24 protein-coding genes, 1 tRNA gene and 2 pseudogenes are annotated in these 24,254 nt (G+C 64.6%); 8 read left to right on the top strand and 19 right to left on the bottom strand.

Translation table 11 applies throughout. From position 1 onward, the window contains the following. Positions 1 to 86: 86 nt before the first annotated feature. Both H1B27_RS15390 and H1B27_RS15395 read right to left on the bottom strand, forming a co-directional pair. Positions 87 to 1,415, bottom strand: a complete 1,329-nt coding sequence (locus H1B27_RS15390) for an MFS transporter (RefSeq protein ID WP_197966623.1) — start codon at positions 1,413 to 1,415, stop codon at positions 87 to 89. 144 nt (positions 1,416 to 1,559) lie between these two features. Beyond that, positions 1,560 to 2,459 (bottom strand): transcriptional regulator GcvA, encoded by a 900-nt coding sequence (locus H1B27_RS15395; protein WP_197966624.1) that lies wholly within the window; start codon positions 2,457 to 2,459, stop codon positions 1,560 to 1,562. A gap of 110 nt (positions 2,460 to 2,569) precedes the next feature. On the opposite strand from H1B27_RS15395, the gene H1B27_RS15400 reads away from it, so the two are divergent. Then, positions 2,570 to 2,773 carry a DUF1127 domain-containing protein gene (locus H1B27_RS15400; RefSeq protein ID WP_197966625.1) on the top strand — a complete coding sequence of 68 codons (204 nt, stop codon included), beginning with the start codon at positions 2,570 to 2,572 and terminating at the stop codon, positions 2,771 to 2,773. 66 nt (positions 2,774 to 2,839) lie between these two features. Further along, positions 2,840 to 3,463 carry a GNAT family N-acetyltransferase gene (locus H1B27_RS15405; RefSeq protein ID WP_197966626.1) on the top strand — a complete coding sequence of 208 codons (624 nt, stop codon included), beginning with the start codon at positions 2,840 to 2,842 and terminating at the stop codon, positions 3,461 to 3,463. A gap of 146 nt (positions 3,464 to 3,609) precedes the next feature. Here H1B27_RS15405 and H1B27_RS15410 read toward each other — a convergent pair whose 3' ends face one another. The 3 genes from H1B27_RS15410 to H1B27_RS15420 form a co-directional block, all read right to left on the bottom strand. Continuing rightward, the gene (locus H1B27_RS15410) at positions 3,610 to 3,780 is read right to left on the bottom strand and encodes an RNA polymerase sigma factor region1.1 domain-containing protein (protein ID WP_197966627.1); all 171 of its coding nucleotides are present in this window, start codon (positions 3,778 to 3,780) and stop codon (positions 3,610 to 3,612) included. A gap of 77 nt (positions 3,781 to 3,857) precedes the next feature. After that, a complete protein-coding gene (locus tag H1B27_RS15415; protein ID WP_197966628.1) occupies positions 3,858 to 4,688 on the bottom strand; it encodes an enoyl-CoA hydratase in 831 nt (276 codons plus the stop codon). 125 nt (positions 4,689 to 4,813) lie between these two features. Next, the gene (locus H1B27_RS15420) at positions 4,814 to 5,515 is read right to left on the bottom strand and encodes an SDR family NAD(P)-dependent oxidoreductase (RefSeq protein ID WP_061881075.1); all 702 of its coding nucleotides are present in this window, start codon (positions 5,513 to 5,515) and stop codon (positions 4,814 to 4,816) included. Between the two features lie 221 nt (positions 5,516 to 5,736). Between H1B27_RS15420 and H1B27_RS15425 the strand changes: the two genes are divergently transcribed. Then, positions 5,737 to 7,521: an acyl-CoA dehydrogenase family protein gene (locus H1B27_RS15425; RefSeq protein ID WP_197966629.1), complete on the top strand. Its 1,785-nt coding sequence runs from the start codon at positions 5,737 to 5,739 to the stop codon at positions 7,519 to 7,521. A gap of 73 nt (positions 7,522 to 7,594) precedes the next feature. Then, entirely contained in the window at positions 7,595 to 8,683 is a 1,089-nt protein-coding gene (locus H1B27_RS15430; protein ID WP_197966630.1) for a Zn-dependent alcohol dehydrogenase, read from the top strand. Between the two features lie 146 nt (positions 8,684 to 8,829). Here H1B27_RS15430 and H1B27_RS15435 read toward each other — a convergent pair whose 3' ends face one another. From H1B27_RS15435 to H1B27_RS15470, 8 genes are all read right to left on the bottom strand, one after another. After that, the gene (locus tag H1B27_RS15435; protein WP_197966631.1) at positions 8,830 to 10,302 is read right to left on the bottom strand and encodes an amidase; all 1,473 of its coding nucleotides are present in this window, start codon (positions 10,300 to 10,302) and stop codon (positions 8,830 to 8,832) included. A 103-nt stretch (positions 10,303 to 10,405) separates the two neighbouring features. Beyond that, entirely contained in the window at positions 10,406 to 11,377 is a 972-nt protein-coding gene (gene mbfA / locus H1B27_RS15440; RefSeq protein ID WP_197966632.1) for an iron exporter MbfA, read from the bottom strand. 66 nt (positions 11,378 to 11,443) lie between these two features. After that, positions 11,444 to 12,592, bottom strand: coding sequence for an alpha/beta hydrolase (locus H1B27_RS15445; RefSeq protein ID WP_197966633.1), 1,149 nt, complete (start codon positions 12,590 to 12,592; stop codon positions 11,444 to 11,446). A 126-nt stretch (positions 12,593 to 12,718) separates the two neighbouring features. Beyond that, positions 12,719 to 13,585, bottom strand: coding sequence for an MBL fold metallo-hydrolase (locus H1B27_RS15450; protein ID WP_197966634.1), 867 nt, complete (start codon positions 13,583 to 13,585; stop codon positions 12,719 to 12,721). Positions 13,586 to 13,601: 16 nt separating this feature from the next. After that, complete coding sequence (locus H1B27_RS15455) at positions 13,602 to 14,789, bottom strand: serine hydrolase domain-containing protein (protein ID WP_197966635.1); 1,188 nt, start codon at positions 14,787 to 14,789, stop codon at positions 13,602 to 13,604. A gap of 23 nt (positions 14,790 to 14,812) precedes the next feature. Further along, positions 14,813 to 15,424, bottom strand: coding sequence for a glutathione S-transferase family protein (locus H1B27_RS15460; protein WP_197966649.1), 612 nt, complete (start codon positions 15,422 to 15,424; stop codon positions 14,813 to 14,815). A 154-nt stretch (positions 15,425 to 15,578) separates the two neighbouring features. Further along, positions 15,579 to 16,421: a fumarylacetoacetate hydrolase family protein gene (locus tag H1B27_RS15465; protein ID WP_197966636.1), complete on the bottom strand. Its 843-nt coding sequence runs from the start codon at positions 16,419 to 16,421 to the stop codon at positions 15,579 to 15,581. Between the two features lie 85 nt (positions 16,422 to 16,506). Next, a complete protein-coding gene (locus H1B27_RS15470; RefSeq protein WP_197966637.1) occupies positions 16,507 to 17,355 on the bottom strand; it encodes an MBL fold metallo-hydrolase in 849 nt (282 codons plus the stop codon). Between the two features lie 111 nt (positions 17,356 to 17,466). Between H1B27_RS15470 and H1B27_RS15475 the strand changes: the two genes are divergently transcribed. Beyond that, on the top strand, positions 17,467 to 17,943 hold the full coding sequence (locus tag H1B27_RS15475) for a DUF3775 domain-containing protein (RefSeq protein ID WP_197966638.1): 477 nt from the start codon (positions 17,467 to 17,469) through the stop codon (positions 17,941 to 17,943). A gap of 171 nt (positions 17,944 to 18,114) precedes the next feature. On the opposite strand, the gene H1B27_RS15480 is transcribed toward H1B27_RS15475, so the two are convergent. Next, a complete protein-coding gene (locus H1B27_RS15480; RefSeq protein ID WP_197966639.1) occupies positions 18,115 to 18,897 on the bottom strand; it encodes an SDR family oxidoreductase in 783 nt (260 codons plus the stop codon). 126 nt (positions 18,898 to 19,023) lie between these two features. After that, a complete protein-coding gene (locus H1B27_RS15485) occupies positions 19,024 to 19,536 on the bottom strand; it encodes a CvpA family protein (protein WP_131872052.1) in 513 nt (170 codons plus the stop codon). Between the two features lie 141 nt (positions 19,537 to 19,677). Between H1B27_RS15485 and H1B27_RS15490 the strand changes: the two genes are divergently transcribed. Next, positions 19,678 to 20,439 (top strand): SDR family oxidoreductase, encoded by a 762-nt coding sequence (locus tag H1B27_RS15490; RefSeq protein ID WP_197966640.1) that lies wholly within the window; start codon positions 19,678 to 19,680, stop codon positions 20,437 to 20,439. Positions 20,440 to 20,654: 215 nt separating this feature from the next. Here H1B27_RS15490 and H1B27_RS15495 read toward each other — a convergent pair whose 3' ends face one another. Both H1B27_RS15495 and H1B27_RS41380 read right to left on the bottom strand, forming a co-directional pair. Next, on the bottom strand, positions 20,655 to 22,253 hold the full coding sequence (locus H1B27_RS15495; RefSeq protein ID WP_197966641.1) for a GMC family oxidoreductase: 1,599 nt from the start codon (positions 22,251 to 22,253) through the stop codon (positions 20,655 to 20,657). A 291-nt stretch (positions 22,254 to 22,544) separates the two neighbouring features. After that, positions 22,545 to 23,016 (bottom strand): annotated as a pseudogene (locus tag H1B27_RS41380) (coniferyl aldehyde dehydrogenase); the annotation flags it as partial. A gap of 192 nt (positions 23,017 to 23,208) precedes the next feature. Between H1B27_RS41380 and H1B27_RS15505 the strand changes: the two are divergent. Next, positions 23,209 to 23,285 (top strand) — tRNA-Met (locus H1B27_RS15505). A gap of 118 nt (positions 23,286 to 23,403) precedes the next feature. Further along, positions 23,404 to 23,862 (top strand): hypothetical protein, encoded by a 459-nt coding sequence (locus H1B27_RS40095; RefSeq protein WP_246515432.1) that lies wholly within the window; start codon positions 23,404 to 23,406, stop codon positions 23,860 to 23,862. A gap of 12 nt (positions 23,863 to 23,874) precedes the next feature. Here the strand turns inward: H1B27_RS40095 and H1B27_RS40100 are convergent. Both H1B27_RS40100 and H1B27_RS15515 read right to left on the bottom strand, forming a co-directional pair. Further along, a pseudogene (locus tag H1B27_RS40100) lies at positions 23,875 to 23,925 on the bottom strand (hypothetical protein); the annotation flags it as partial. Positions 23,926 to 23,957: 32 nt separating this feature from the next. After that, a partial coding sequence (locus H1B27_RS15515) for a transposase (protein ID WP_197966642.1) occupies positions 23,958 to 24,254 on the bottom strand: 297 nt, incomplete at its 5' end.

Here is a 24,254-nt window from a genome sequence, read left to right on the forward strand (position 1 = left end):
GAGATTCCCGCCGGACCTGTACCCCCTCACCCGGATCGCAAGAGCGATCCGACCTCTCCCCGCAAGCGGGGAGAGGTGAAGAGCCATCAACGTCCCGCGACCGGCTCCGGCACCGCATCATAGGCCGGCACCGCTTTGCCGCCGCGATACACGGTCGAGGCCGCGATGATGCCGAGCAGGGCGGCGAACATCAGCCAGAAGCCGGGCGAGGCCTTGTCGCCGGTCCGCTCGATCAGCCAGGTCGAGGCGAACGGCGTGAAGGTGCCGAACAGGGCGGCGGCAAGCGCAAACGCCAGCGAGAAGCACGTGGTGCGGACATGCGCCGGCACGATCTCGACGAGGGCACCCAACATGGTGCCGCTGTAGACGCCGAAATAGAACGAGAACATCATCTCGACTGCGAGCAGCTTGCCGAAGGTCGGCGCCGCCACCAGCCAGTGCAATGCTGGATAGGCGGTCACCAGCGACAGGCAGGCGATCGCAATCAGCACCGGCTTGCGGCCGATGCGATCGGAGAGCGCGCCGCCGACCGGATTCCAGATGAAGTTGGTCACCGCGACGAGCAGCGTGACCAGCAGCGCGTCATGCGTCGACAGCTTCAGCACGGTCTTGCCGAAGGTCGGCGTGTACACGGTGACGAAGTAGAACGTCGTCGTGGTCAGGATCGCGATCATCATCCCGAGAACGACGATGCGCCAATTGGCGAGCGCGGAGGCGAACACCTCGTTCGCGGTCGGATGCTTCTTCATGGCGAGGAAGGCCGGCGTCTCCTCCAGCGTCCGCCGCAGGAGGAAGATCAGCGGAATGATCAGGCATCCCACGAAGAAGGGAATGCGCCAGCCCCAGGCGGCCACGGTGTCGGCCGGCATCACCTCGGAGAGGATGTAGCCGAGGATCGAGGCCACGAAGATCGCGACCTGCTGGCTCGACGATTGGAACGAGGTGTAGAAGCCGCGCTTGCCGGGCGTGGCGATCTCCGCGAGATACACCGACACGCCGCCGAGCTCGACGCCAGCCGAGAAGCCTTGCAGCAGCCGGCCGATCAGCACGATGATCGGCGCTGCGATGCCGATGGTTGCATAGCTCGGGCAGAACGCGATGACGATCGTGCCGAAGGCCATGATGCCGAGCGTGACGATCAGGCCCTGGCGGCGGCCGATGCGGTCGATATAGGCACCAAGCACGATGGCGCCGACCGGTCGCATCAAGGCGCCGAGCCAGAACACGCCGAACGTGTTGAGCAGCGAGGCGGTCTCGTTGGTCGAGGGGAAGAACGCCTTGCCGATCGCGGCGGCATAGAAGCCGAACAGGAAGAAGTCGAACTGTTCGAGGAAATTGCCGCTGGTTGCGCGCAGGATAGCGCCAACGCGCGACTTGATCGCGGCCGGATTGGTTGAGGCGGCTGGTCCAGCCATGACGTTGCTCCCTTGGAAAGACGCGGCCGGGCCGAAATGCATTGCACGGCAAGGCGACAGATTGATGCTGCGACAATCTGTCATACCCCATCCCGCGCGCAGCGGAGCGAGTCAACCGGTATTCCGGAGGAAGCTGGTGATTTTTCAGACTTTATTTTGCGTTGCAGCGACGATCCATTGCCGGAACGCGGCAAGCTTCGGCGCCTCGCGGCGGCCCTCCGGCGCGACCAGGTAGAACCCGGCATCGGCCGGCAGCGCGATCTTGAAAGGCACAACGAGGCGGCCCTTGGCGATGTCGTCCTGGACGTAGGAGGTCCGTCCCATCGCCACGCCGATGCCGTCGATCGCGGCTTGGATGGTCATGAAGATCATGTCGAAGGTGATGCCCGGATGCCGCGCGATGTCCGCCGGCAGGCCCGCCGCGGTCAGCCACAGCCGCCAGTCGTCGCTGTTGGCGTTCGAGGTGTGCAGCAGCGGATGGTTGCGCAGATCCTCGGGCCGGCGCAGCGGCTTGTCGCCGCGCAGCAGTGACGGACTGCATACCGGAAACAGCTCGTCCGCCATCAGCCAGTCGGCGCGCAGGCCCGGCCACTGGCCGCGGCCATAGCGGATCGCGGCATCGACATTGTCGCGCTGGAAATCGACGAGGCTGGTCGAGGTGGTGATGCGCACGTCGATGCCGGGGTGCTGCTCCTGGAAAACGGTCAGCCGCGGCAGCAGCCATTTGGCCGCGAGCGATGCCAGCGTCGACACCGTCAGCACCTTGTCGTCCTCCTTCCGCAACAGGCGGTCGGTGGCCAGGCGCAAATCGTTGAAGGCGGCGCGGACGCCCGGCAGGTAATCGCGCGCCTCCGGCGTCAGCGCCAGCGCGCGGTTCTGCCGGATGAACAGGCGGATGCCAAGCTCCTCCTCCAGCCTGCGGATCTGATGGCTGATCGCGGTCTGGGTCACGTTCAGCTCACTGGCTGCCAGCGTGAAGCTGAGATGGCGCGCGGCGGCCTCGAACGCTCGCAATCCGTTCAGGGAGGGCAATCTGGCAGTCATTTGGCAGCAGGATGCATGACGTTATTTCATGCGAAAAGGTACAAATTGTCGTTTGTCGCGGCGCAGCAGAAGGCAGATATTAGCAGTCAACTTAGCTCCAGGAGCTGAAAATGTCTACATTGACCGACAATTCGATGACAAATCATCATGCACACGGCCTCCTCTACCAGATCGGCGAGGTCCTCCATGTCTGGCACGAGCGCTACCGGACCCGGCGCGAGCTGACCAACTGGACCGCCCGCGACCTCCACGACGTCGGGCTGTCCTGGTCCGATATTGCCTACGAGGCCGACAAGCCCTTCTGGCGGGCCTGATAGGCCGCCAGGCCGGCGCCGCCTGACTGTGGGGCGCCGGCGGTCCCTTTTTGAACGGCATGTGTCATGAGCATCCTTCGCCTCGAAGATCTGAAGCAATATTCGGACAGGCTGCGCACAAGCGACGGCACGGCGCTCAACGTTCGCTTCGTCGAGCCGCGCGACACCGACGAGCTCCAGCACTATTTCCGCTCGCTCTCGACCCGTTCCCGCTACAACCGTTTCTTCGGCGCGATCAGCGAGCTGCCGCAGGGCCTGCTGCACGACTTCCTTCGGGTCGGTGAGGGCGAGCGCTTCACGATCGTTGCGACCATGATGGTCGACGGCTTCGAGACCATCGTGGCCGAAGCGCGCTACGCCTTCCATGCCGAGACCGCGACTCTCGAGTTCGGCCTGTCGGTCGACGATCGCTGGCAGGGCCGCGGCATCGCCACCGCGCTGATGAAGAACCTCGAATGCCGCGCCGCCGCGCTTGGCGCCGAGCACATGTTCGGCGACACGCTGCGTTCCAACGAGGCGATGGTCTCGCTCGCGCGCAAATCCGGCTTCGCTTTCGTCAACCATCCCGACGACTGGAAGCTGGTGCGCTTCGACAAGGAGATCAGCGTCGCGCCGAAGGACATTCCCTGCGCGAGCTGGCGCCTCGCCGCCCTTTCCCGTCAGGCCGACAGCCCCTCAGCCTCGGCCTGACACCACTGCAGCCCGGCCTGGCAAAGCCAGAGCCGGGCTTTTTTTGTTCTTCGTAGCCCGGATGGAGCGTAGCGCAATCCGGGATTCGGGCCCCAAGCGCAGACCTTCCCGGATTACGCTTCGCTCCATCCGAGCTACGATGAGGCCTATTCTTCCTCGATCCAGATACCCCGCTCGCTTAGAGCGGTGAGTATGGCATCGATGTCTTCCGGTTCCGCCTCAGCTGACGGGATCAACTCGTTGAGTTGATCGAACGTAACATAGCCCGTCTTCTCCGCCAGGATGGCGGCCTTTCGGACCACTTCAGACCAATCCATTCAGCACTCTCAAAATAGGGTCTCTACTATATGGAATGGTCGAATGGTTCGGACCGCGTAGCCCGGATGGAGTGCCGCTACTTCCCCGTGAACACCGCCTTGCGCTTCTCGATGAAGGCCTGCACCGCCTCCTTGTGATCCGCGGTCGTGGTCAGGCGGATCAGGCGCTCGGCTTCGTGATCCCTGGCGGTTTCGAAATCGAACAGCACGGCCTCGTCGAGATTGTCCTTCATGTAGCGCAGCGCCAGGCGCGGGCCTTCGGCGAGCGATCTTGCCAGCGCGAACGCCTCGGCCTGCAATGTGTCGTCAGGCACCACGCGGTTGACGAGGCCGATGGCTTCGCAACGCGCGGCATCGACGCGATCGCCGGTGAACATCAGCTCGCGCGCCCGCGCGGTGCCGACGAGGCGGGTGAGCAGCCAGGCGATGCCGTAATCGCCGCTGAGCGCGATGCGGGCATAGCCGGTCGCGACGAAGGCCGATTGTGCGGCGATGCGAATATCGCAGGCCATGGCGATGGCAAGCCCGGCGCCGACCGCGGGACCGGGCAGCGCGGCGATGGTCGGCTTGCGCACCGACACCAGCGCGCCGGTCAGCAGCCGTTGCCGCTCCTGAAGGTCGGCAACCTTGTCGTCAAAGGACATTTCGAGCTTCTTCGGATCGCGATGCGCGCCCATGCCCTTGACGTTGCCGCCGGCGCAGAACGCTTCGCCCGCGCCGGTGAGCAGCAGCGCGCCGACACCGGGATCCTCGCCGCAGGTCCGGATCATCGTGCGCAGCGCCGGCGTCAGGCTATCGGATAGCGCATTGCGCGCCTCCGGCCGGTTCAGCGTGATGATCGCGACGCGGTCGCGGACAACGCAGAGGAGTTCACTGGTGCCGGTGTCGATGGTGGTTTCCGTGGTCATTGATCCTCCCTGCCGTCATTGCGAGCGAAGCGAAGCAATCCAGAAATGTATCCGCGGAGACAGCCCTGGATAGCTTCGTCGCAAGGGCTCCTCGCAATGACGGTTGTTGTGGCGACATTATCGCCTCAAAATTTCTCCACCCAGGGTCGCAGCTCCAGCTCCCAGCTCCAGGCGCTGCGCGGTTGCTGCAACACGCTCCAGTAGCTCTGCGCGATCGCGTCGGGATCGAGCATCGAATCCGGCTTGTCCGCCGGTTCGGTTCGCGCCGCGCTGCGGATGCCGCCGTCAATGACGAAATGCGCAATATGGATGCCCTGCGGCGACAATTCGCGCGCCAGGCTCTGCGCAAGGCCGCGCAGCGCGAACTTGCCCATCGCGAACGGGGCCGACTGCGCATAGCCCTTGACGCTGGCGGAGGCGCCGGTGAACAGGATCGCGCCGTGCTTGTTCGGCAGCATGCGCTTGGCCGCCTGCTGTGCGACCAGGAAGCCGCCATAGGCGCTGACCGCAATCGCCTGCGCGACATCGGCCGGAACGAGCTCGACGAAAGGCCCGCGCGAGCGGCCGCTGGCATTGTAGACGACGAGGTCGGGCGTTCCGATCTCACGCTCGACGAGGCCGAACAGCCGTTCGACCTCGTCGGGCTCGGTGGCGTTGCAGGCATAGGCCTTGGCGCCGGTCTCGCTGCAGAGCGCGCCGAGCTTCTCGATCTTTCGCGCGGCGAGCGCGACGCGGATGCCCTGGGCGGAGAGCAGTCGCGCCAGCGAGGCGCTCAGGCCTTCGCCGGCACCGACGATGAGAGCGATCTTGTATTTCGGATGTTCCATGGCGTGATCTCTCGGAAGCAGGAGCCGCTGATCTATGCGTGGGCTGTGCGAAGAACCAGCCGGGACGATGACAGTTCCGCAGAGCGAATTGCTCCTCCACGGCGATCATGCCGCCCTGACAATTTGCGGCTTTATCGCTGTCCGCGACGGGAGCATGATCGACATCATCCAAAGCGGCAAGCGCAAAGAATTGCCATCGGACGGAAACGAAGAGGACGAACATGCACAAGCCGGTCACAGCGCAGCCACAAAATGCCGCGGCCGCACCTTCCGGCCTGCTGGCGCCCGATACGTCAGGCATGAATTTCTACCGCGCCGATCCGGCGCTCGCCGATCTCCTGCGCATTCATCTGCCTGATACGCTGTTCCGTCATATCGAGCCGCATCTCGACCGTCTCGGCGAGCTCGCCGCCGGCCATCTCGACGAGTGCGCGCGGCTCGCGGATCGGCACACGCCCGTTCTGCACCAGCGCGACAAGTTCGGCCGTGACGTGCAGTGGATCGAATACCACCCGGCCTATCGCGAACTGGAGAACGCTGCGTTCGGCGAGTTCGGCATCCACGCGCTCTCGATCCGCAAGGGCATCATGGGCTGGCCGGACAAATATCCCGTCGTCGCCAAGCACGCCTTCACCTTCCTGTTCAACCAGACCGAATTCGGCATGGGCTGCCCGATCAACGTCACCGACGGCTGCGCCAAGCTGTTGGCAAATTTCGGCAGCGAGGCGCTGAAGGCAAAATATCTCGACGGCCTGACCTCGACCGACATGAGCAAGCTGACGCAAGGCGGCCAGTTCATGACCGAGAAGGAGGGCGGCTCCGATGTCGGCACCCTGACCACGCGCGCGGTGCAGGAGGGCGACCATTGGCGCCTCTACGGCGAAAAGTGGTTCTGCTCGAATGCCGATGCGAAAGTCGTGATGCTGCTGGCGCGCCCCGAAGGCGCCGGGCCGGGAACGCGCGGCGTCGGCCTGTTCCTGATGCCGCGCTTTCTCGACGACGGCTCGCAGAACCATTACCGGATCGTGCGCCTCAAGGACAAGCTCGGCACCCGTTCGATGGCGTCAGGCGAGATCAAGCTCGAAGGCGCGGTCGCCTACGCGGTCGGCAAGCTCGACCGCGGCTTTGTGCAGATGGCCGAGATGGTGAATTCCTCGCGCCTGTCCAACGGCGTCAAATCCACCGCGCTGATGCGCCGCGCCTATCACGACGCGATGACGGTGGCGACGAACCGCGTGGTGTTCGGCAGCCGCATCATCGACCTGCCGCTCGGACGGCGTCAGATGCTGAAGATCATGCTCCCGGTCGAGCAGGCGCTGTCGATGAGCTTTCTCACCGCTGATGCGCTCGATCGCGCCGAAGCGGGAAGTCAGGATGCAGCGGCGCTCCTGCGCATTCTCACCCCGACGCTGAAATTCCGCGCCACGCGCGATGCGCGCAAGGTCTGCGGCGATGCGCTCGAGATGCGCGGCGGCATCGGCTATATCGAGGAATTCGCCACCGCTCGCCTGCTGCGCGATGCGCATCTGGGCTCGGTCTGGGAGGGCACCGGCAACATCGTCGCGATCGACGCCTTGAGGCGCGCGGTCGGCCGCCACGGCGCGGAGTCCGCGCTCGCGGCCGATCTGCACGCCCGGCTCGACGACAGCGCCTCCGTGCCGCAGGCCTGGCGCGACCGTCTGCGCGATCTCACCGATCGCGCCGTCGGCTTTGCGCGCGAGGTCGCAAGCAAGTCCGAGAATGAGGCGGAGGCACGCCGCACCACCAGCCTGCTCTATCATGTCGCGAGCGCGGTCGCCTTCGCCTGGGAGGCGCATCGTATCCACGACATGCGCGGCGATGCGCGCCGCCTGCTACTGTCGCGTCTCGTCATCGATCATCGCGTGTTGCCGAGCGACCCGTTCCGGCTGACGGAAAATGCCGCGCAAGCGAAGATCGCCGCGTTGCTGCTCGGCGATCGCGCAGGCGGCATGAGCGAGGTTGGCGAACTGGTTCTGGCAGCGTAGGCTCACTTCACCTCTCCCACCGGGAGAGGTGAAGTGTGCACGCAACGATAAACATAACAATGAGGGAACACTGATGAAGGCCGCCGTCCTCCACGAAGTCAACCAGCCGCTCGTCATCGAGGACATCAGCCTGCCGAAGCCCGGTCCGCGCGAGGTGCTGATCCGCACCGCAGTTGCCGGCCTTTGTCACTCCGACCTGCATTTCATGGAAGGGCTCTATCCGCATCCGCTGCCGGCGGTGCTTGGGCACGAATCCGCCGGCGTGGTCGAGCAGGTCGGCTCCGACGTCACTTACGTCAAGCCGGGCGACCACGTCGTCACCTGCCTGTCCGTGTTCTGCGGCACCTGCGACAACTGCACCACGGGCCGCACCGTGCTCTGCACCGACACCACGGTGAAGATGCTGCCGGGCGTCTCCAACCGGATGCAATGGTCGAAGCCGGAGAAGCTGCACCAGTTCCTGAACCTCTCCTCTTTTGCGGAGCAGATGCTGGTGCACGAGAATGCCATCGTCAAAATCAGGAAGGAAATGCCGCTCGATCTCGCCGCGCTGATCGGCTGCGGCGTCATCACCGGCTACGGCGCGGTGGTGAACACGGCGAAGGTGACGGCGGGCGAGACCGTGGCCGTGATCGGCTGCGGCGGCGTCGGCATGGCCGCGATCAACGGCGCGCAGATCGCGGGCGCCGGCCGCATCATCGCCATCGACACCAATCCGGCGAAGCTCCAGCTCGCGACCAAGTTAGGGGCGACTGATATCATCAACCCGGCGGATGGTGACGTCGTGAAGCAGGTGCGCGACCTCACCAATGGCGGCGTGCATCATTCCTTCGAAGTGCTCGGCCGCAAGGAGACCGCCGAGCAGGCGTTCGGCATGCTCGCCTCGGGCGGCACCGCCACCATCGTCGGCATGATTCCGTTCGGCCAGAAGATCGAGCTGCACGGCTTCGACTTCCTGCGCGAGCGCAAGATCCAGGGCTCCTCGATGGGCTCCAACCACTTTCGCCTGGACATGCCGCGCCTGGTCGATTTTTACCTGCGCGGCCGGCTGCACCTCGAAGACTGGATCTCGGCCAAGCTGAAGCTGAGCGAGATCAACGAGGGCTTTGCCAACATGAAAGCCGGCAAGACGCTGCGTAGCGTGATTGTGTTCGATAGTTGATTTCAGTATCGCTGTTTTCGCTACGTCATTGCGAGGAGCTCGCGACAAAATTGCGAAGCAATTTTGCGCTGATGCGACGAAGCAATCCATGATTCTCCGCGGAGGTAGTCTGGATGCTTCGCTTCGCTCGCAATGACGTGGAGGAATCAATCATCAAACATCTTCGGCGGCACGAACCCGCCGAACTCGCGCTCGATCAGCTCGGCGAGCTTGAGCGGCGTGCGATCTTCCAGCCACGGACCGACGATCTGAGCGCCGACGGGCAGGCCGTCATTCGATAGACCGAGCGGAACGGCCGTCGCAGGCAGCCCCGGAAGCGTGGCAATGCCCGGCCAGGCGAGCTGGTCGGAATAGGGATAGTCCTTGCCGTCGATGCTGATACGCCGCAGACGCTGCTCCGGCGAATGGTCATGCGGAAAGGCCGGCGTCGGCATGATCGGGCAGATCACCGCGTCGAAGCTCTTGAACAGCGCGCGCCATTGCGCCCGCAGGCCGGCGCGGCTGCCGGCGTCGAGCACCCAGGCGCGGTGGCTTGCGGTGATGCCACGCAATCGCTCCGCGCCGAGGCTGCGATCCTCCGGCGAAAGCTGGCTCGCCCGTGCCTGCGAGTCCGCCAGCTCGTCGGGAGGTAAGAACGCGCCGAGGAAGCTCAGCAGCATGCGCATGTAAAGCCGCGACGTCTCCACGAAGTCCGGAAGCAGCGCGCTCTCGCGAGCGACCGTCACGCCGGCCTTCGACAGATCGGTTGCGAGCCTGTCGATCGCGCCGCGCACGTCCCGATCGGTCGGCAGCAGCGGGTGGCTGTCGATCACCAGGACACGAAAGTCCCGCAATGATTGATGCCGTGCAACGGGCAAGTCGAGCTTGTAGGCGACACCGGCATCCAGCGGATCCGGTCCGGCCATGATGTCGAGCAGCAAGGAAAGATCTGCCGCCGTGCGCGCCATCGGCCCGATGACGGCGAGGTCGCCCTCGCGCGGAATGGCTGGAAACGGCGGCGGGGTCTCGCCCCGCGCCGCGCAGAGATTGAGAGTCGGCTTGTGCGCGAAGACGCCGCAGTGAAATGCCGGCACACGCAGGGAGCCGCCGATGTCGGAGCCGGTGGCGAGCGCGCAACAGCCTGCGGCAAGGGCCGCCGACGATCCCCCGGACGATCCGCCCGGTGTTCGGCCGAGATCATAGGGATTGTTGGTGGTGCCGTAGATGTCGTTGTAGCTCTGCCAGTCGCCGAGACCCACCGGCACGTTGGTCTTGCCGAGAATGATGCCGCCAGCCTGCTTGATGCGGGTCACCGCCAGCGCGTCTTCCACAGGCTTGAAGTCCTTCTGCGGCACGAATCCCCAGGTCGTCGGCAGGCCGGCGATGTTGAAGGATTCCTTGATCGTCACGGGCAGGCCGAGCAGCGGCTTGCGCTCGCCGCGCGCCAACGCCGCGTCCGCCTCGCGCGCCGCGACGAGCGCGCGGCCGAAATCGCGCACGCAGACCGCATTGATCCTGCCGTCATGCCGTTCGATGCGCGCGATCGCATCCTGCGTGAGCTCGACCGCGGAGACCTTCTTCGCGCTCAATGCGGCCGACAGCTCGACCGCACTCTTGAAACTCCATTCCGATTTGGCCACGGCGCATCTCCCGCTCTGGTTGTTGGAGGATGATGCGCAGTTTGGCCGAACGCGGCAACGGCTGTTTGATGGCGATTGCTATCTCAGTGGGACAGTGTGGCTCCTACGCCGCCCCGATCACGATCCCGACCGCCAGCACGATGGCGCCGCCGAGAACGATCTGGAACACCGCCTGGAGGAACGGCGTGTCCATGTAGCGCGAGCGGATGAAGGCGATCGCCCACAATTCGAAGAACACGACGACACAGGCGATTCCCGTCGCGATCCAGAACGCATTGGCCCAGCTGTCGGGAACGAGATAGGGCGCGGTGTGGCCAAGCCCGCCGAGCGTCGTCATCGCGCCGCAGGTGATGCCGCGCAGCCAGGGCGAGCCGCGCCCCGTGAGCGAGCCGTCGTCGGAGAGCGCTTCCGCAAATCCCATGCTGATGCCGGCGCCGATCGAGGCGGCAAGGCCCACCAGAAAGGTTTGCCAGTTCTGATGCGTGGCAAAGGCGGCCGCAAACAGCGGCGCGAGCGTCGAGACCGAGCCGTCCATCAGGCCGGCAAGTCCCGGTTGCACATATTGCAGCACGAACATCCGCCGGCGCGTGCGGTCCTCTTCGGCGCGCACGTCGGGCCTCAGGATCTCGTCGGTCAGCCTGGCGGCGGTGTGCTCGTGACCCTTCTCGGCCTCGGCGAGGTCGCCGAGCAGCCGGCGCACGTTGACGTCCTCGGCCTGCTCGGCGGCCTTGGCGTAGAAGCGCTCGGCCTCGAGCTCCATGGTCTCGACTTCCCGGCGGATGGTGTCGAGCGGCAGGTTCTTGGTCAGCCAGATCGGACGGCGACGCAGGAAACCCTTGACGTCCTCGCGGCGGATCGGCGGCAGATGCTGGCCGAAGCGCTGCTCGTACATCTCCAGCAGCATGTGGCGATGGCCGCGCTCTTCCTCGGCCATCTGCTCGAACAGCTTCGCGGAGTCGGGATAGCGTTCCTTCAGATCCTCGGCGAAGGTCATGTAGATCCGGCTGTCCTCCTCCTCGGAGGAGATCGCAACCGCCAGCACTTCGCGCTCGGTCAGATCGGCAAAATTCTTCACGGCGGCCTGTCTTCCTAATTTAGAATTATTCTAAACTATATAGGAGGCCGCGGTTCCCCGGTCAAATCATGCGGCGCGGGCTTTGGCGAGGAAGTCGAGCAGCAACCGGCTCACCTTGGCCGGCTGCTCCTGCTGCACCCAATGGCCGGCGCCGTCGACGAGATGGCAGCCGAGCATCTTCGTGCATGCGCGCGCCTGCATCGCCTCGAACACGCCCGGGCGCTGATAAGTGCCCCAGTCCTGCTTGCCCGAGATGAAGCACGAGGGCACGTCGATGCTGCGGCCCGCGAACAGCTGCAGCTCGTTGTTCATCGTGCCCGAGGTGCCGTAGCGATACCATTGCAGCCCGCCCTGGAATCCGGTGCGGCCATATTCGGCGCTGTAGTAGGCGAGGTCGCTGTCCGGCAGCCATCGATTGGCGGCGATCGCGTCCGGCGAGGGCATCTCCTTCGCGACCGTCTCCGCCATGGTCTCGTTCAGGTCCATCACGTAATAAGTCGGCAGCTTCGCCAGCTCGCCCGCCGACCACGACGCCAGCGGATAGGGTTTGTTGCCGGTCCAGTCCGCGCTCTTGTGATGATAATAGGCGCGCAGGAAATCATGCAGGCCCTGCGGTGCGCGGTGCATGTCGGCGTTCGCCTCGCGCGTCGAATAGTACCATTGATAGTGCTTTCGCGGACGCGGCAGCGCGGCGAGCTCGCGATGGACCGCGTCTTCGGCCGCAGGCTCAGCCGGCGCATGCGCGGTGTTGAACGGCAGCGGCGGCGGTCCGCCGAACGGCGCGCTCATCATCGTCACCGACCGAAACACGTCTGGCCGGATCAAGGCGCACCAGGCCGAGACCGGGCTGCCGAAATCATGCCCGACCACATCGACCTGCCTGTAGCCGAACGCCGACACCAGGGCGAGCGCGTCACGCACGAGATTGAGGAGCGAGAAGGGGGAGAGATCGCCGTCGTAATCCGCGCTCCATCCCGTCGTGCGGCCATAACCGCGCTGATCCGGCGCGATCACGTGATAACCTGCGTCGGCCAGCGCCGGCATCACCTTGCGCCAGGAGAACGCAAGCTCGGGAAAGCCGTGCAGCAGCAGGATGCAGCGCCGTCCGCTGGTCTCGAATCCCGCCTCGAGCACATGCACGCGCAAGCCGTTGATGCCGTCGATGGTACGCGAGCGGATGCCGGCGGGGAGGGGAATGTCGGGCAGATCAGGCATGTTGTTTCCTCGTCATGGCCGGGCTTGTCCCGGCCATCCACGTTCTTCGTGATCGATGGATTGTAAGAGCGTGGATGCCCGGGACAAGCCCGGGCATGACGGGAGGAAGCAGGAAGACCGCTTGCGCTACACCGCCGCGCAAACGAATCCGCTGCCCTTGCGCTTGATCTTGCCGACCGACGGCGAGGGGAAATGTGCCGTGCAGCACAGCGTGTCGGTGTCGCAATAGCGCTCCAGGAAGCTGCGGCGCGTCGTGGCTGCCTTGGCCGGGTCGACGTCGAACTTGATCGACAGCTCCGGATAAAGCGTCTGCAATGGCGAGTGCATGAGATCGCCTGAAAACACCGCCTCGTCCTTGCCGCGTCCCATCGTGATTGCGATATGGCCGGGCGTGTGACCGGGCGTCGGCAGGATGCGAACGTGATCGCCGATCTGGTGGTCGTTGCCAACGAGCTCATGCCTGTTAGCCTCGACCACCGGCAACACGCTGTCGGCGAAGGGCGGGATCTCCGTCTTGGCGTTCTGCGCGAACCAGTGGTCGAATTCCTGCTTGGCGAACAGATAGCGCGCCTTGGGGAAGGTTGGCACCCAGCGGCCGTTCTCCAGCCGCGTATTCCAGCCGACATGATCGACATGCAGATGCGTGCACATCACGAAGTCGATGTCGTCGACTGAGAACCCCGCGGCATCGAGCCCGCGCAGATAGGTATCGTCGGTCTTCATGTTCCATTTCGGCCGCGGCCGCGGCTTGTCGTTGCCGATGCAGCTGTCGACCAAAATGGTGTGATGTGGCGTCTTCACCACGTAGGACTGGAAGCACAGCAGCAGCACGTCCTCTTCGTCCAGCGCCTTCGCCTCGCGCATCCAGGTCCGGTTCTCAGCCAGCAGTTCCGGCGTGAGCCCCGGCAGCATTTCCAGCGCAGGAACGAAGGAGGTCTCCTGCTCGATGACGCGATGGATGGTGAGATCGCCGACTGAGAACTTCAGGCTCATGAAAGCTTCCCGGGTATCAATGTGCGTCGTGCACGGATGGAATGACGATATTGGAGAGGATGTCGATCGCGGCCAGGCCTTCCTTCGGTTGGCCGTACTGCGCAGCAGTCGTCATCATGACGAGATCAAGACCGGGCACGATGAAAATGCGTTGTCCGCCCCAGCCGAAGGCACCAACCCATTTGATCTCCTTGCTACCGGCGAGCGAGCGGCCCATCCACCATTGATAGCCGTAGAACAGCGTACCGCCGAAAAGGCCGACCGCTTGGAAACGCGGCGTGATCGACTGCGCGATCCAGTCGGCCGGGACGACTTGTCGGCCGTTCCACTGGCCGCGACTCAGCACGAGCTGGCCGATCTTGGCCGCATCGCGTGGTCGCAGGCGCAGGCCCGCAGCCGCTGCGATCTTGCCGTTCTTATAGGCCTTCCATTCGACATCGGTGATGCCGAGCGGCTGGAACAGCGCCTCGCGCGCGAACGCCTCCAGCGACTGTTTCGAGACGCGCTCGACGATGTTGCCGAGCAGCTCCGTGCTGCCGCCGCTATAGGTCCATAATGTGTCCGGCGGTGCAGCGATGGGTCGCGACAGCACATAGCCGAGGGGATCCGGCTCGGTGACGAGACGCGGTTCGTCGTTTTTTGGATCGGTCCAGGCCCGCGCCTCGTCCCATTTGAAGCCGGAGGACATCGTCAGAAGATGGCGAATCGTGATGGCGTCCCATCCCGGCTGCTTCACCGATGCGTAGTCGGGGAAGAATTTCAGGACGGGCTCATCTACGCCCGCGATGAGCTTGCGATCAATCGCGATTCCAACCAGCAGCGAGGTCACGCTCTTGGATACCGAGCGCATGTCGTGCCTGATCGTCGCAGCGAACTCGTACTGGCCGTCGGGCTGTCCCCAGGGTTGATCATAGCCGGCAAAATACTGTTCGAAAACCAGCTTGCCATGCCTGACGACGACGACCGAATGGACCGCGGTTGACCGCTGCGCGAGCCGCGCTACGAGGGTGCACAGCTGCGCAGTGTCCATGCCGACACTGTCGGGCGAGGCGATCTCCCAGCCATCGTCGACCGATGATGGTGATCCGCAGGCCTGATCGGCTTGTCCCGGCGGCATGCTCTCGGCCCGCAAATGGGTGGCTGAAACGGTGAGCGCGAGCACGAGGCTCGCACTGAGACTTGTGAGGGAGAAGCGATCGCGCACCGTCATTCTCCCGGCGTATTCCGCTACGCTGCCGGCGGCACCGAGATCTTCACGGACGGCCGCTCCAGCATCTTCTGGTGGAAGGCGTCGAGCTTGGGATAGGCCTTGCGCCAGCCGCAATCGGCGAAGCGGAAGTCGGCATAGCCGAGCACGCAAACGAGGCCGATCTGCGAGATGTCGAACGGGCCGTTCAGCACCTCCGGCATGTTCTCGAAGCGCGCCATGCCGGTCCAGGCCCGGTTCCAGTGGTCGTCCGACCACGCCTGCCATTGCAGGCCCTGCGGCCGCACCATCTTTTCGTAGCGGCACAGCAGCATGGAATCGAGCATGCCGTTGATCAGCGAGTGGTTGGTCTTGGCCTTCCAGCGCCGCGGGCCGTAATCGGGGATCAGGCTGCCGCCGGCCATCTCATTGAGATATTCGACGATCACGTAGGAATCCAGGATCACGTCGCCATCATTGGTGATCAGCACCGGCAGCTTCTTCAGCGGCGTGATCTTCGAATAATCCTCGTTGGCCGTGCCCGGCGTCACGGCCGCAGGCACGAACTCGATCTTGTCGATCAGCCCGAGCTCGATCGCGGCGATGCGCACCTTGCGGGCGAAGGGCGAGGCGGGGGAGAAGGTGAGCTTCATGAGGATGTCCTGCATTCGGTCTTGTGCGAACGGTGTCTCCTCGTCATGGCCGGGCTTGACCCGGCCATCCACGCGTCGCGTCGTGGTCAGACTGTGAGACGTGGATGCCCGGGTCAAGCCCGGGCATGACGACGGTGTATGATGCGCGCGCGGCTTACGCCGCCACGATCTCCTGGCGCTGCTCGCCGAGGCCTTCGATGCCGAGCGTGACGACGTCGCCGACATTGAGGAAGGTCGGTGGCTTCATGCCGAGGCCGACGCCGGGCGGAGTGCCTGTCGTGATGACGTCGCCGGGCAGCAGGGTCATGAACTGCGAGACGTAGGAGATGCACTTGGCCATGGAGAAGATCATGGTCTTGGTCGAGCCGGTCTGGCGGCGCTGGCCGTTGACGTCGAGCCACATCGAAAGGTTCTGCACGTCCTTGATCTCGTCCTTGGTCGCGAGCCAGGGGCCGAGCGGGCCGAACGTGTCGTGCGACTTGCCCTTGGTCCACTGGCCCAGACGCTCGATCTGGAACGCGCGCTCGGAGACGTCGTTGCAGACGCAATAGCCGGCGACATGGTTCAGCGCGTCGGCTTCCGAGACGTATTTTGCGCGGGTGCCGATGATCGCGGCGATCTCGACCTCCCAGTCGAGCTTGGTCGAGCCGCGCGGCTTCTCGACCGGATCGTTCGGACCCGACAGCGAGGTGTTGGCCTTCATGAAGATGATCGGCTCGCTCGGAATGTCGGCGCCAGTCTCCTTGGCATGGTCGCTGTAGTTGAGGCCGATCGCCACGAATTTCGAGATGCCGGTGACGGGCGCACCGAACCGCGGCTTGCCGGAAACGGCGGGCAGCGCGGCGGGATCGAGCGCCGCCAGCTTCTTCAGGGACTCGGGCGAATAGGCCTCGCCGGTGAGGTCCTTCACATGCGCCGACAGGTCGCGCAGCTGGCCGGATCTGTCGATCAGGCCGGGCTTTTCCGCACCCTTCTCGCCGTAACGAACAAGCTTCATTCTCGTTTCTCCCTGGAGATTGGACCGGTCGGTTAACAGCTTCATGGAACAGGGCGGCAGGAAATTCAACCGCCCAAAACAGAGATCACCCCAGCGCTACGAACCTGAACGCGTCCCCCTCCCGCCTGATATGCCCGGCCGAAAAATGTCCGCCGATCACAAGCGTCGGCGTGTCGGCAAAGCGGCCGAACAGCGCTGCCCGCGTTGCGGCCGATTGCGCCCGGTCGGAATCGGCGGTCGAGGACCAGTCGAGATGCGCCATCTGGCAGGGGTGATGGGCGACGTCGCCGGTGAGCAGGGCCTGTTCGCCGTCCGACTGGATGAGGATGCTCATATGGCCGGGACTGTGGCCCGGGGTCGGGATCATGCTGATCTCCTCGCACAGCCGGTGGTCGCTCGGGATCAGATCGGCCCTGTCGGCATCGACGATCGGCCGCACGGAATCGCCGAACACGGCCTGCTTGTCCGGCGCGGTCGAATGGTCGCGCCAGTGTTCGTATTCGGTCCTGCCGAAAACGTAGCGCGCCTTCGGGAAGGTCGGCACCCATTTGCCGCCGGACAGTTTCGTATTCCAGCCGACGTGATCGACATGAAGATGCGTGCACAGCACGGTGTCGATGCTGTCGGGGGCAAAGCCGGCCGCCGTCATGGTCTCCAGGAACGGCGTGCTGCGGTTGTTCCAGGTCGGGACGTTGCGGCCCTGCTTGTCGTTGCCGAGGCCGGTATCGACCACGATGCGCCTGCCGGGCGTCTCCACCACCAGCGAATGGATCGACATTTTCAGCCGGCCTTCCTCGGTGGCAAAATGCGGGATCAGCCAGGGCAGCTTGCAAATTTCCTCATTGCTCGCGAGCGGCAGGATGAAACGGGTCGAGCCGACCGTCTCCAATTCCGCCACTTTGGTGATTTTGACCTTGCCCACCTGCCACTGCATCCGGCACCTTCCCAGCTTCTTTTTGGTGCAGAAACATGCGGTTTTCCGCCGTCAAGCGCAATGGATCATCTGACGCGATGCGGCGTTATCGCGGGAACCCTGGAGAGAGCCATGCCGGAGCTTACGATTTCCGCCGAGAAGGTTGCCTTCATGATCGAGAAGGCGCGTGAATTCGACGTCAAGGAGGGGGATTCCGATCCGGATTCCGGCTCGAACCCGAGCGACGACGATGCGATCGATGTCCTCGAGGACGATGGCTCCGACCCTGTCGTGCAAGAGCTCGGCAGCTTCATGATTGCGTTGAACGAGGACGAGCAGGTCGATCTCGTCGCGCTGACCTGGCTTGGCCGCGGCGACGGCACGATCGACGATTGGGACGATCTGCGCGCCCGCGCCGTGGAGGCGCGCGGCGAGTATCGCAGCCCGCGCCGCGAAACGGTGCACTATCTGCTCGGCGAGCCAATGCTGGGCGATCTGCTCGCGAACGGGCTCGAGGAGTTCGGCATCGACTGGACCGGCGAGCGCCTCACCGCCGATTCCTCCGATCCCAGCGAGCGGGACGAGGACGAACCAACGAAGCAGCGGTGAGTTGCTTTGCCTCTCCCCGCCTGCGGGGAGAGGCCGGAATTCAAACGCAGTTTGAATTCCGGGTGAGGGGGAGCCTCCGCGAGTCCAGTCCTCACGGTGCTTGTGGAGAGAGCCCCCCACCCCAGCCCTCTCCCGTAAGAACGGGGCGAGGGAGTACACCTGCAAACGCGGTTACAGCGTGCCCGGGAACGCACCACCATCCAGCAGAATGTTCTGCCCGGTGATGAAGCCGGCCTTGGCGCCGCATAGGAAGGCGCAGGCATAGCCGAACTCGTCGGGCTGGCCGAAGCGGCCGGCGGGGTTGAGCTTGGCACGCTCGGCCAGGATCTGCTGCGGCGTGACGCCGCGCTTGTCGGCTTCGCCCTTCGCGGTGCTGGTCAGGCGATCGGTCTCGAACGGGCCCGGCAGCAGGCCGTTGATGGTGACGTTGTTGATCACGGTCTTGCGCGACAGGCCGGCGATGAAGCCGGTGAGGCCAGCGCGCGCGCCGTTGGAGAGGCCGAGAATGTCGATCGGCGCCTTCACCGCGGCCGAGGTGATGTTGACGATGCGGCCGAACTTGCGCGCCATCATCCCGTCCACCGTCGCCTTGATCAGCTCGATCGGGGTGAGCATGTTGGCGTCGATCGCCTTGATCCAGTCGTCGCGGGTCCAGTTGCGGAAATCGCCGGGCGGCGGACCGCCGGCATTGTTGATCAGGATATCGGGCTCGGGACACGCCTTCAGCACCGCCTCGCGTCCCGCAGGCGTCGTGATGTCGCCGACGATCTCGGTGACCGTCACGTCGGGATAGGCCTTGCGGATCTCATCGGCGGTTTTCTTCAGGGCTTCGGCGCCGCGCGCGGTCAGCGTGACGTGAACGCCGGCCTCCGCCAGCGAGATGGCGCAGGCGCGCCCGAGGCCCTTGCTGGATGCGCAGACGATGGCGCGGCGACCCTTGATCCCAAGATCCACTGTATCACTCCGTAATGTCAGGCAGGTTTTGGACGGCGGCACTCTAGCCAACTGTTGCGCCGCTGATAAGGGACGGGCCCGCACCAAAATGCATGCGCGGCCACGCTGCGATGCAAATGCGCCAGATCAGATGCGCCGCTCCTGCTTGAGGCGGTCGATCGCGGAGGCCGCCTCCGGCGGGAGCGACTTGAAGCCCATCTGGCCGGCGGCCGAGAACAGCGGCCGCAGATGCGAGCCGGCGAGGAAAGGCGGCTCGCGGTTGGCCGGCACGATCTGGTCGAACACCAGCACCAGCGTGGTGGCGACGAGGCCGACCCTGATGGCGCCGAGCGCGGCGCCGCCGAGCCGGTCGCCGATGCCCGCCTCGCCGACGGTGTCGTTCAGCGCGATGCGGCCGATATGGCCGAACAGCATGCCCACCACGACGAAGATCGCGAAGAACCAGATCCAGTTCTGCAGCAGCGGCGAGTTGGCATTGCCGGCAATCTGCGGTGCGATCATCGGCATCAGCGCAACCGCGATCGGCGCGGCGAGGAGATAGGCGAGGATGGTCATGGCGCTGCGCAGCAGGCCGGTCCTGAACCCGAAGCCGACCGCGACGGCGAGCGCAGCATACACGGCGAGATCGAAACTGTTCATGAGCGAAACCCTGCCTCTGGAACGAATGAACGCCGAACCGATCATTCCGGTTTCAGATCGCTAAAATCGTCTGTATTGATGGCCCCAAAGCTCAAGGGATGCGCCCAAGGAATCGGTAAGGAAATCGGCAAGGAAGTCGTCATGTCAGACCTATTCGACGTCAGTAAAGAAACCATCCTCGTCACGGGCGCGAGCCAGGGGCTGGGCCGGCAGTTTGCACGGGTGCTGGCGGCGCATGGTGCGGCCGTCGCACTGGCTGCGCGGCAGACCGACAAGCTGAAGAGCCTCGAGGAGGAGATCCGCGGCAAGGGCGGCCGTGCGGCCGCGGTCGCGCTCGATGTCACCGACACCGCCTCGATCGCCGGGGCTGTCGACGCCGCCGAAGCCGCGCTCGGCCCCGTCACCGTGCTGATCAACAATGCCGGCATCGCCATCGAGAAGCTCGCGACCGAGCAGACCGAGGCGGACTGGGACGCGGTGATCGGCGCCAACCTGAAGGGCGCCTATTTCCTCGCGACCGAAATTGCCCGCCGCATGATCGCGCGCAAGCAGGAGGGCAACATCGTCAACATCGCCTCCGTGCTCGGCATCGGCGTCCTGAAGGCAGTCTCGCCCTATGCGATCTCCAAGGCCGGCATCATCCAGGCGACCAGGGCGATGGCGCTGGAGCTGGCGGGGCAGAACATCCGCATCAACGCGCTCGCGCCGGGCTATATCGACACCGAAATGAACCATGCGTTCTGGTCGACGCCATCAGGCGAACGCCTCGCCAAACGCATCCCCCAGCGCCGCGTCGGCGCCGAGTCCGATCTCGACGGCGCCATCCTGCTGCTGGCGTCAAAGGCCTCGCGCTACATGACGGGGAGTGTCGTGACGGTGGACGGCGGGTTCTTGCTGAATTGAGCCCAACTGTCGTCCCGGACAAGCGCGCCGCAAGCGCGCGCAGATCCGGGACCTCAGCGCGAGCGCTTGCGCTCGTCGCGGTAACCACAGGAGGAGGTTTGGCAAAGACTCGGGGTTGCGATCTCGCGCCACAACTTCTCCCTGTGGTTATGGGTCCCGGATCGGCGCTTACGCTTGTCCGGGACGACCGCGGAAGATGACGCGCCAGCGTCGCGTTACCGCATCTCCGCCCTGATCATATCCGCCGCCTTCTCCCCGATCATGATGGTCGGCGCATTGGTGTTGCCGCCGATCAGCGTCGGCATGATCGAGGCGTCGACGACGCGCAGAGCTTCGAGCCCGTGCACCTTCAGCGCCGGATCGACCACGGCCATCGCGTCCGTCCCCATCTTGCAGGTGCCGACGGGGTGGTAGACGGTGTCGACGCGTTCGCGCAGCACGGCGCGAATATCGTCGTCGCTGCGCACGTTGGCGGTGAACATGTCCTTCTTCTGCAGCGCGCGCAGCGCCGGTGTCTCCATCAGGCGGCGCGTGGTCTTGAAGCCCGCGACCATGGTCTCGAGATCGTCCTCGTGCCCAAGGAAGTTCGGATCGATCAGCGGGGCCTGCATCGCATCAAGGCTGGCGAGCGCAACGCTGCCGCGGCTCTTCGGGCGGAGCAGGCAGACATGGCAGGAGAAGCCGGTACCGTTATGGCGCTTGCGGCCGTGGTCGTCGACCATCGCCATGCCGAAATGCAGCTGGATGTCGGGGATGTCGAGATCGGGCCGCGTCTTCAGGAAGCCGCCGCATTCGGCGAAATTGGAGGTGAGGGGACCGCGGCGCTCGCGCCGATATTGCAGGATGGCGCGGATCAGCCGCGGCATGCCCTTCAGCGAGATGCCGGAGAAATAGGGGCTGTCGGACATGTAGCCGAAGATGAAGTCGGGATGGTCCTGCAGGTTCTGTCCGACGCCCGGCAGATGATGCACGCTTGCGATGCCGTGCCCGTGCAGCGCGGCGGCATCGCCGATGCCCGACAGCATCAGGAGCTGCGGCGATTGAAATGCGCCGGCGGCCAGGATCACCTCACGCCGCGCGCGAAGCTGCATCAATTCCTTGCCCTGGCGGTATTCGACGCCGACCGCGCGCCTGCCATCGAACAGGATGCGCGTGGCATGCGCCTGGGTCACGACGCGCAGGTTGGCGCGCTTGCCCATGTGCGGATGGACATAGGCTCGCGCCGCGCTCCAGCGCTCGCCGTTCCTCTGCGTCACCTGGTAGATGCCGAGGCCCTCATGGTCGTCAGTGTTGAAATCCTCGCGGATGCGGAATTGCCCTTCCTGTGCCGCCTGCAGGAAGATCTGCTGCACCGGATTGCCGGAGCGCAATTTGTTGACGAAGAGCGGCCCGTCCTTGCCGTGATACTTGCCGTCGAAATCGGCGTTGTTCTCCGAGCGCTTGAAATAGGGCAGCACGTCGGCATAGGCCCAGCCGGTGTTGCCGAGCGAAGCCCAGTGGTCGTAGTCGGAGCGGTGGCCGCGGATATAGACCATGGCGTTGATCGCCGACGAGCCGCCGAGACCCTTGCCGCGCGGCTGATAGCCGATGCGGCCGTTCAGCCCCTTCTGCGGCACGGTGTTGAACGCCCAGTTGTTGACGTTGCCGGCGACCATCAGCACCAGCGCGCCCGGCGTGGTCACGACCCAGTTGTCGCAAGGCCCGCCGGCATCGAGCAGCGCCACGGATGTCGCCGCATCCTCGGATAACCGGCCAGCGACGGTGCAGCCGCCCGAGCCCGCGCCCACGACGACGAAATCGAATGTGTCGGTCAATTGTTGTTTCCCCGTTATCGTCATTCCGGGGCGCGACGAAGTCGCGAGCCCGGAATCCATGTCACCACCATCGATGCGGGACAGATGGATTCCGGGCTCGCGCTACGCGCGCCCCGGAATGACTGTTCCCGACGACATGAACCGCATCAACTTCTCCAGTCGCGCGATCTTGCCGTCATAGGGCGGATAGAGATCGGCGAGACGGTTGAACCCGGAGCGATAGAACACCGGCTTCAGCTTGCTGAACGTCCTGAAACCCCATTCGCCGTGATAGGCGCCGGTGCCGGAGGCGCCGACGCCGCCGAGCGGCTGCGGCATCAGCCGGTTGCGCGCGGGGAGGAATTGCAGCGCGGTGGCGACGCGCTGCGGCGCCATCCAGGCCTTGAGGTGCTTGGTGGCATGCCGGATCTCGGAGAACAGCAGCATGGTCTCGGCGATGGTGGTTTCGACCGCGCAGCGGTGGCCGAAATCGGCCGAGATCGCCTGCCGGAAGCGCTCCTCGTTATCGGCGATCACCGCGCGCAGCCGCGCCAGCCGGTCGAGTCGCTGGGCCAGGTCAGGGGCCGGTTCCTCCCGCGACCGCGCGCGCATGGCATGGAGGGCCTCTTCGAGGGCCCGCAGTGGGGCGCTCGTCGGGGATTTGTCCACGGCGTTCCTCCCTCCAGGCGTTTCAGCCTGAATCTTGTTGCCGCAAGCTGGCGCTTTGCGGAACTTCTGGCAAGAGCGCGCGGAACGCAGCGGAAATTCGTCCATCCCCTGTCATAAAGTCGAAAAAAACGTTCGCGCAGCCCTTTCCAAAGGCACCCCGCCTTGATACATACGCCCCGCACCCGACGGGCATTGCCCCGGGGTCGCCTTCCAAGGAAGCCTTTGGGACGGAAGAGCAAGCCACGCGAACAGCGCCGGCCTCAACCGACCGTCCCCGGGATTTTCGCAAAGGCACGCAACGATTTAACGCGGGGTGGAGCAGCCCGGTAGCTCGTCAGGCTCATAACCTGAAGGTCATAGGTTCAAATCCTATCCCCGCAACCACCGATGCTTGCGATAGCAAGCCATCCAGAGCCCCGGCTTCTGACAGGAAGTCGGGGTTCTTTCTGCCTGCCGCAAATCGCAGGATCGCAGCTAGGTCGCCGCGCAGCATGATGGCGAGTTGTTCTGCCTCCGGCACGAGCGTCACCTGGTCGACCAAGGTACGGAACAGCTCTGCCGCCTCGGCTTTCTCCCCTTCGCTTTGCAGGCTTTCATAAAGGGCCGAGATGTGCTGCCGATAGATCTCCGCCATGTTCGGGTGCAAGAGCGGCGGGAGTTCTTCGGCATTCGCGAGCAGATCGGTCAACTTCGCCTTGCGAGCTTCGAGCGCATCCATCTCAGCCTTCATCGACGGTTGGTACATGCCGTCCTTGATCGCGGCGATGATGCCTCGAATTTGCTTTTCGACTCTTCCCAGTTCGCTCTGCCAAGCATCCTGATCGGTTCGACGTTCGATCCGCAGCCGGTTCACTTCACGGGTGAATTCCTGGCAGAACTCCTTGAACAATTCGGGCTCCATCAAGTGCGTCCGGAGGCCGCTCAATACGGATGCCTCCAGCGCATCGCGCCGGATGTTTAGGCGATTATTGCACGTCCCCTTGTTGCGCGCCGTCGCGCAGCCGAGCAGGTCCTTCGAGATCATCGTGTACCCGCCTCCGCAACAACCGCATTTCACTAGGTCGTGGACTCAAACCGCATCCAGATTCGCGTTGAGGCAAGCAAGACGGCGGCAAGGAAGTTGCGGGCGGTCTTGTCATATCGTGTCGCGATACGGCGGAAATGCTTCAACTTGTTGAAGAAGCGCTCGATCAAATTGCGTTGGCGATAGAGGGCGGGATCGACCGAGCGCTGGACCTTGCGGTCGCGGCAGGTCGGGATATGAGCCCGCCCACCACGGCTTTCGACCAGGTCGATGAGAGCACGGGCATCATAGCCGCGATCGGCGACGAGATCGCGGCCGGGTTCGAGCGC

This window comes from Bradyrhizobium diversitatis (assembly GCF_016031635.1).
In the GTDB taxonomy this organism is placed as follows: domain Bacteria; phylum Pseudomonadota; class Alphaproteobacteria; order Rhizobiales; family Xanthobacteraceae; genus Bradyrhizobium; species Bradyrhizobium diversitatis.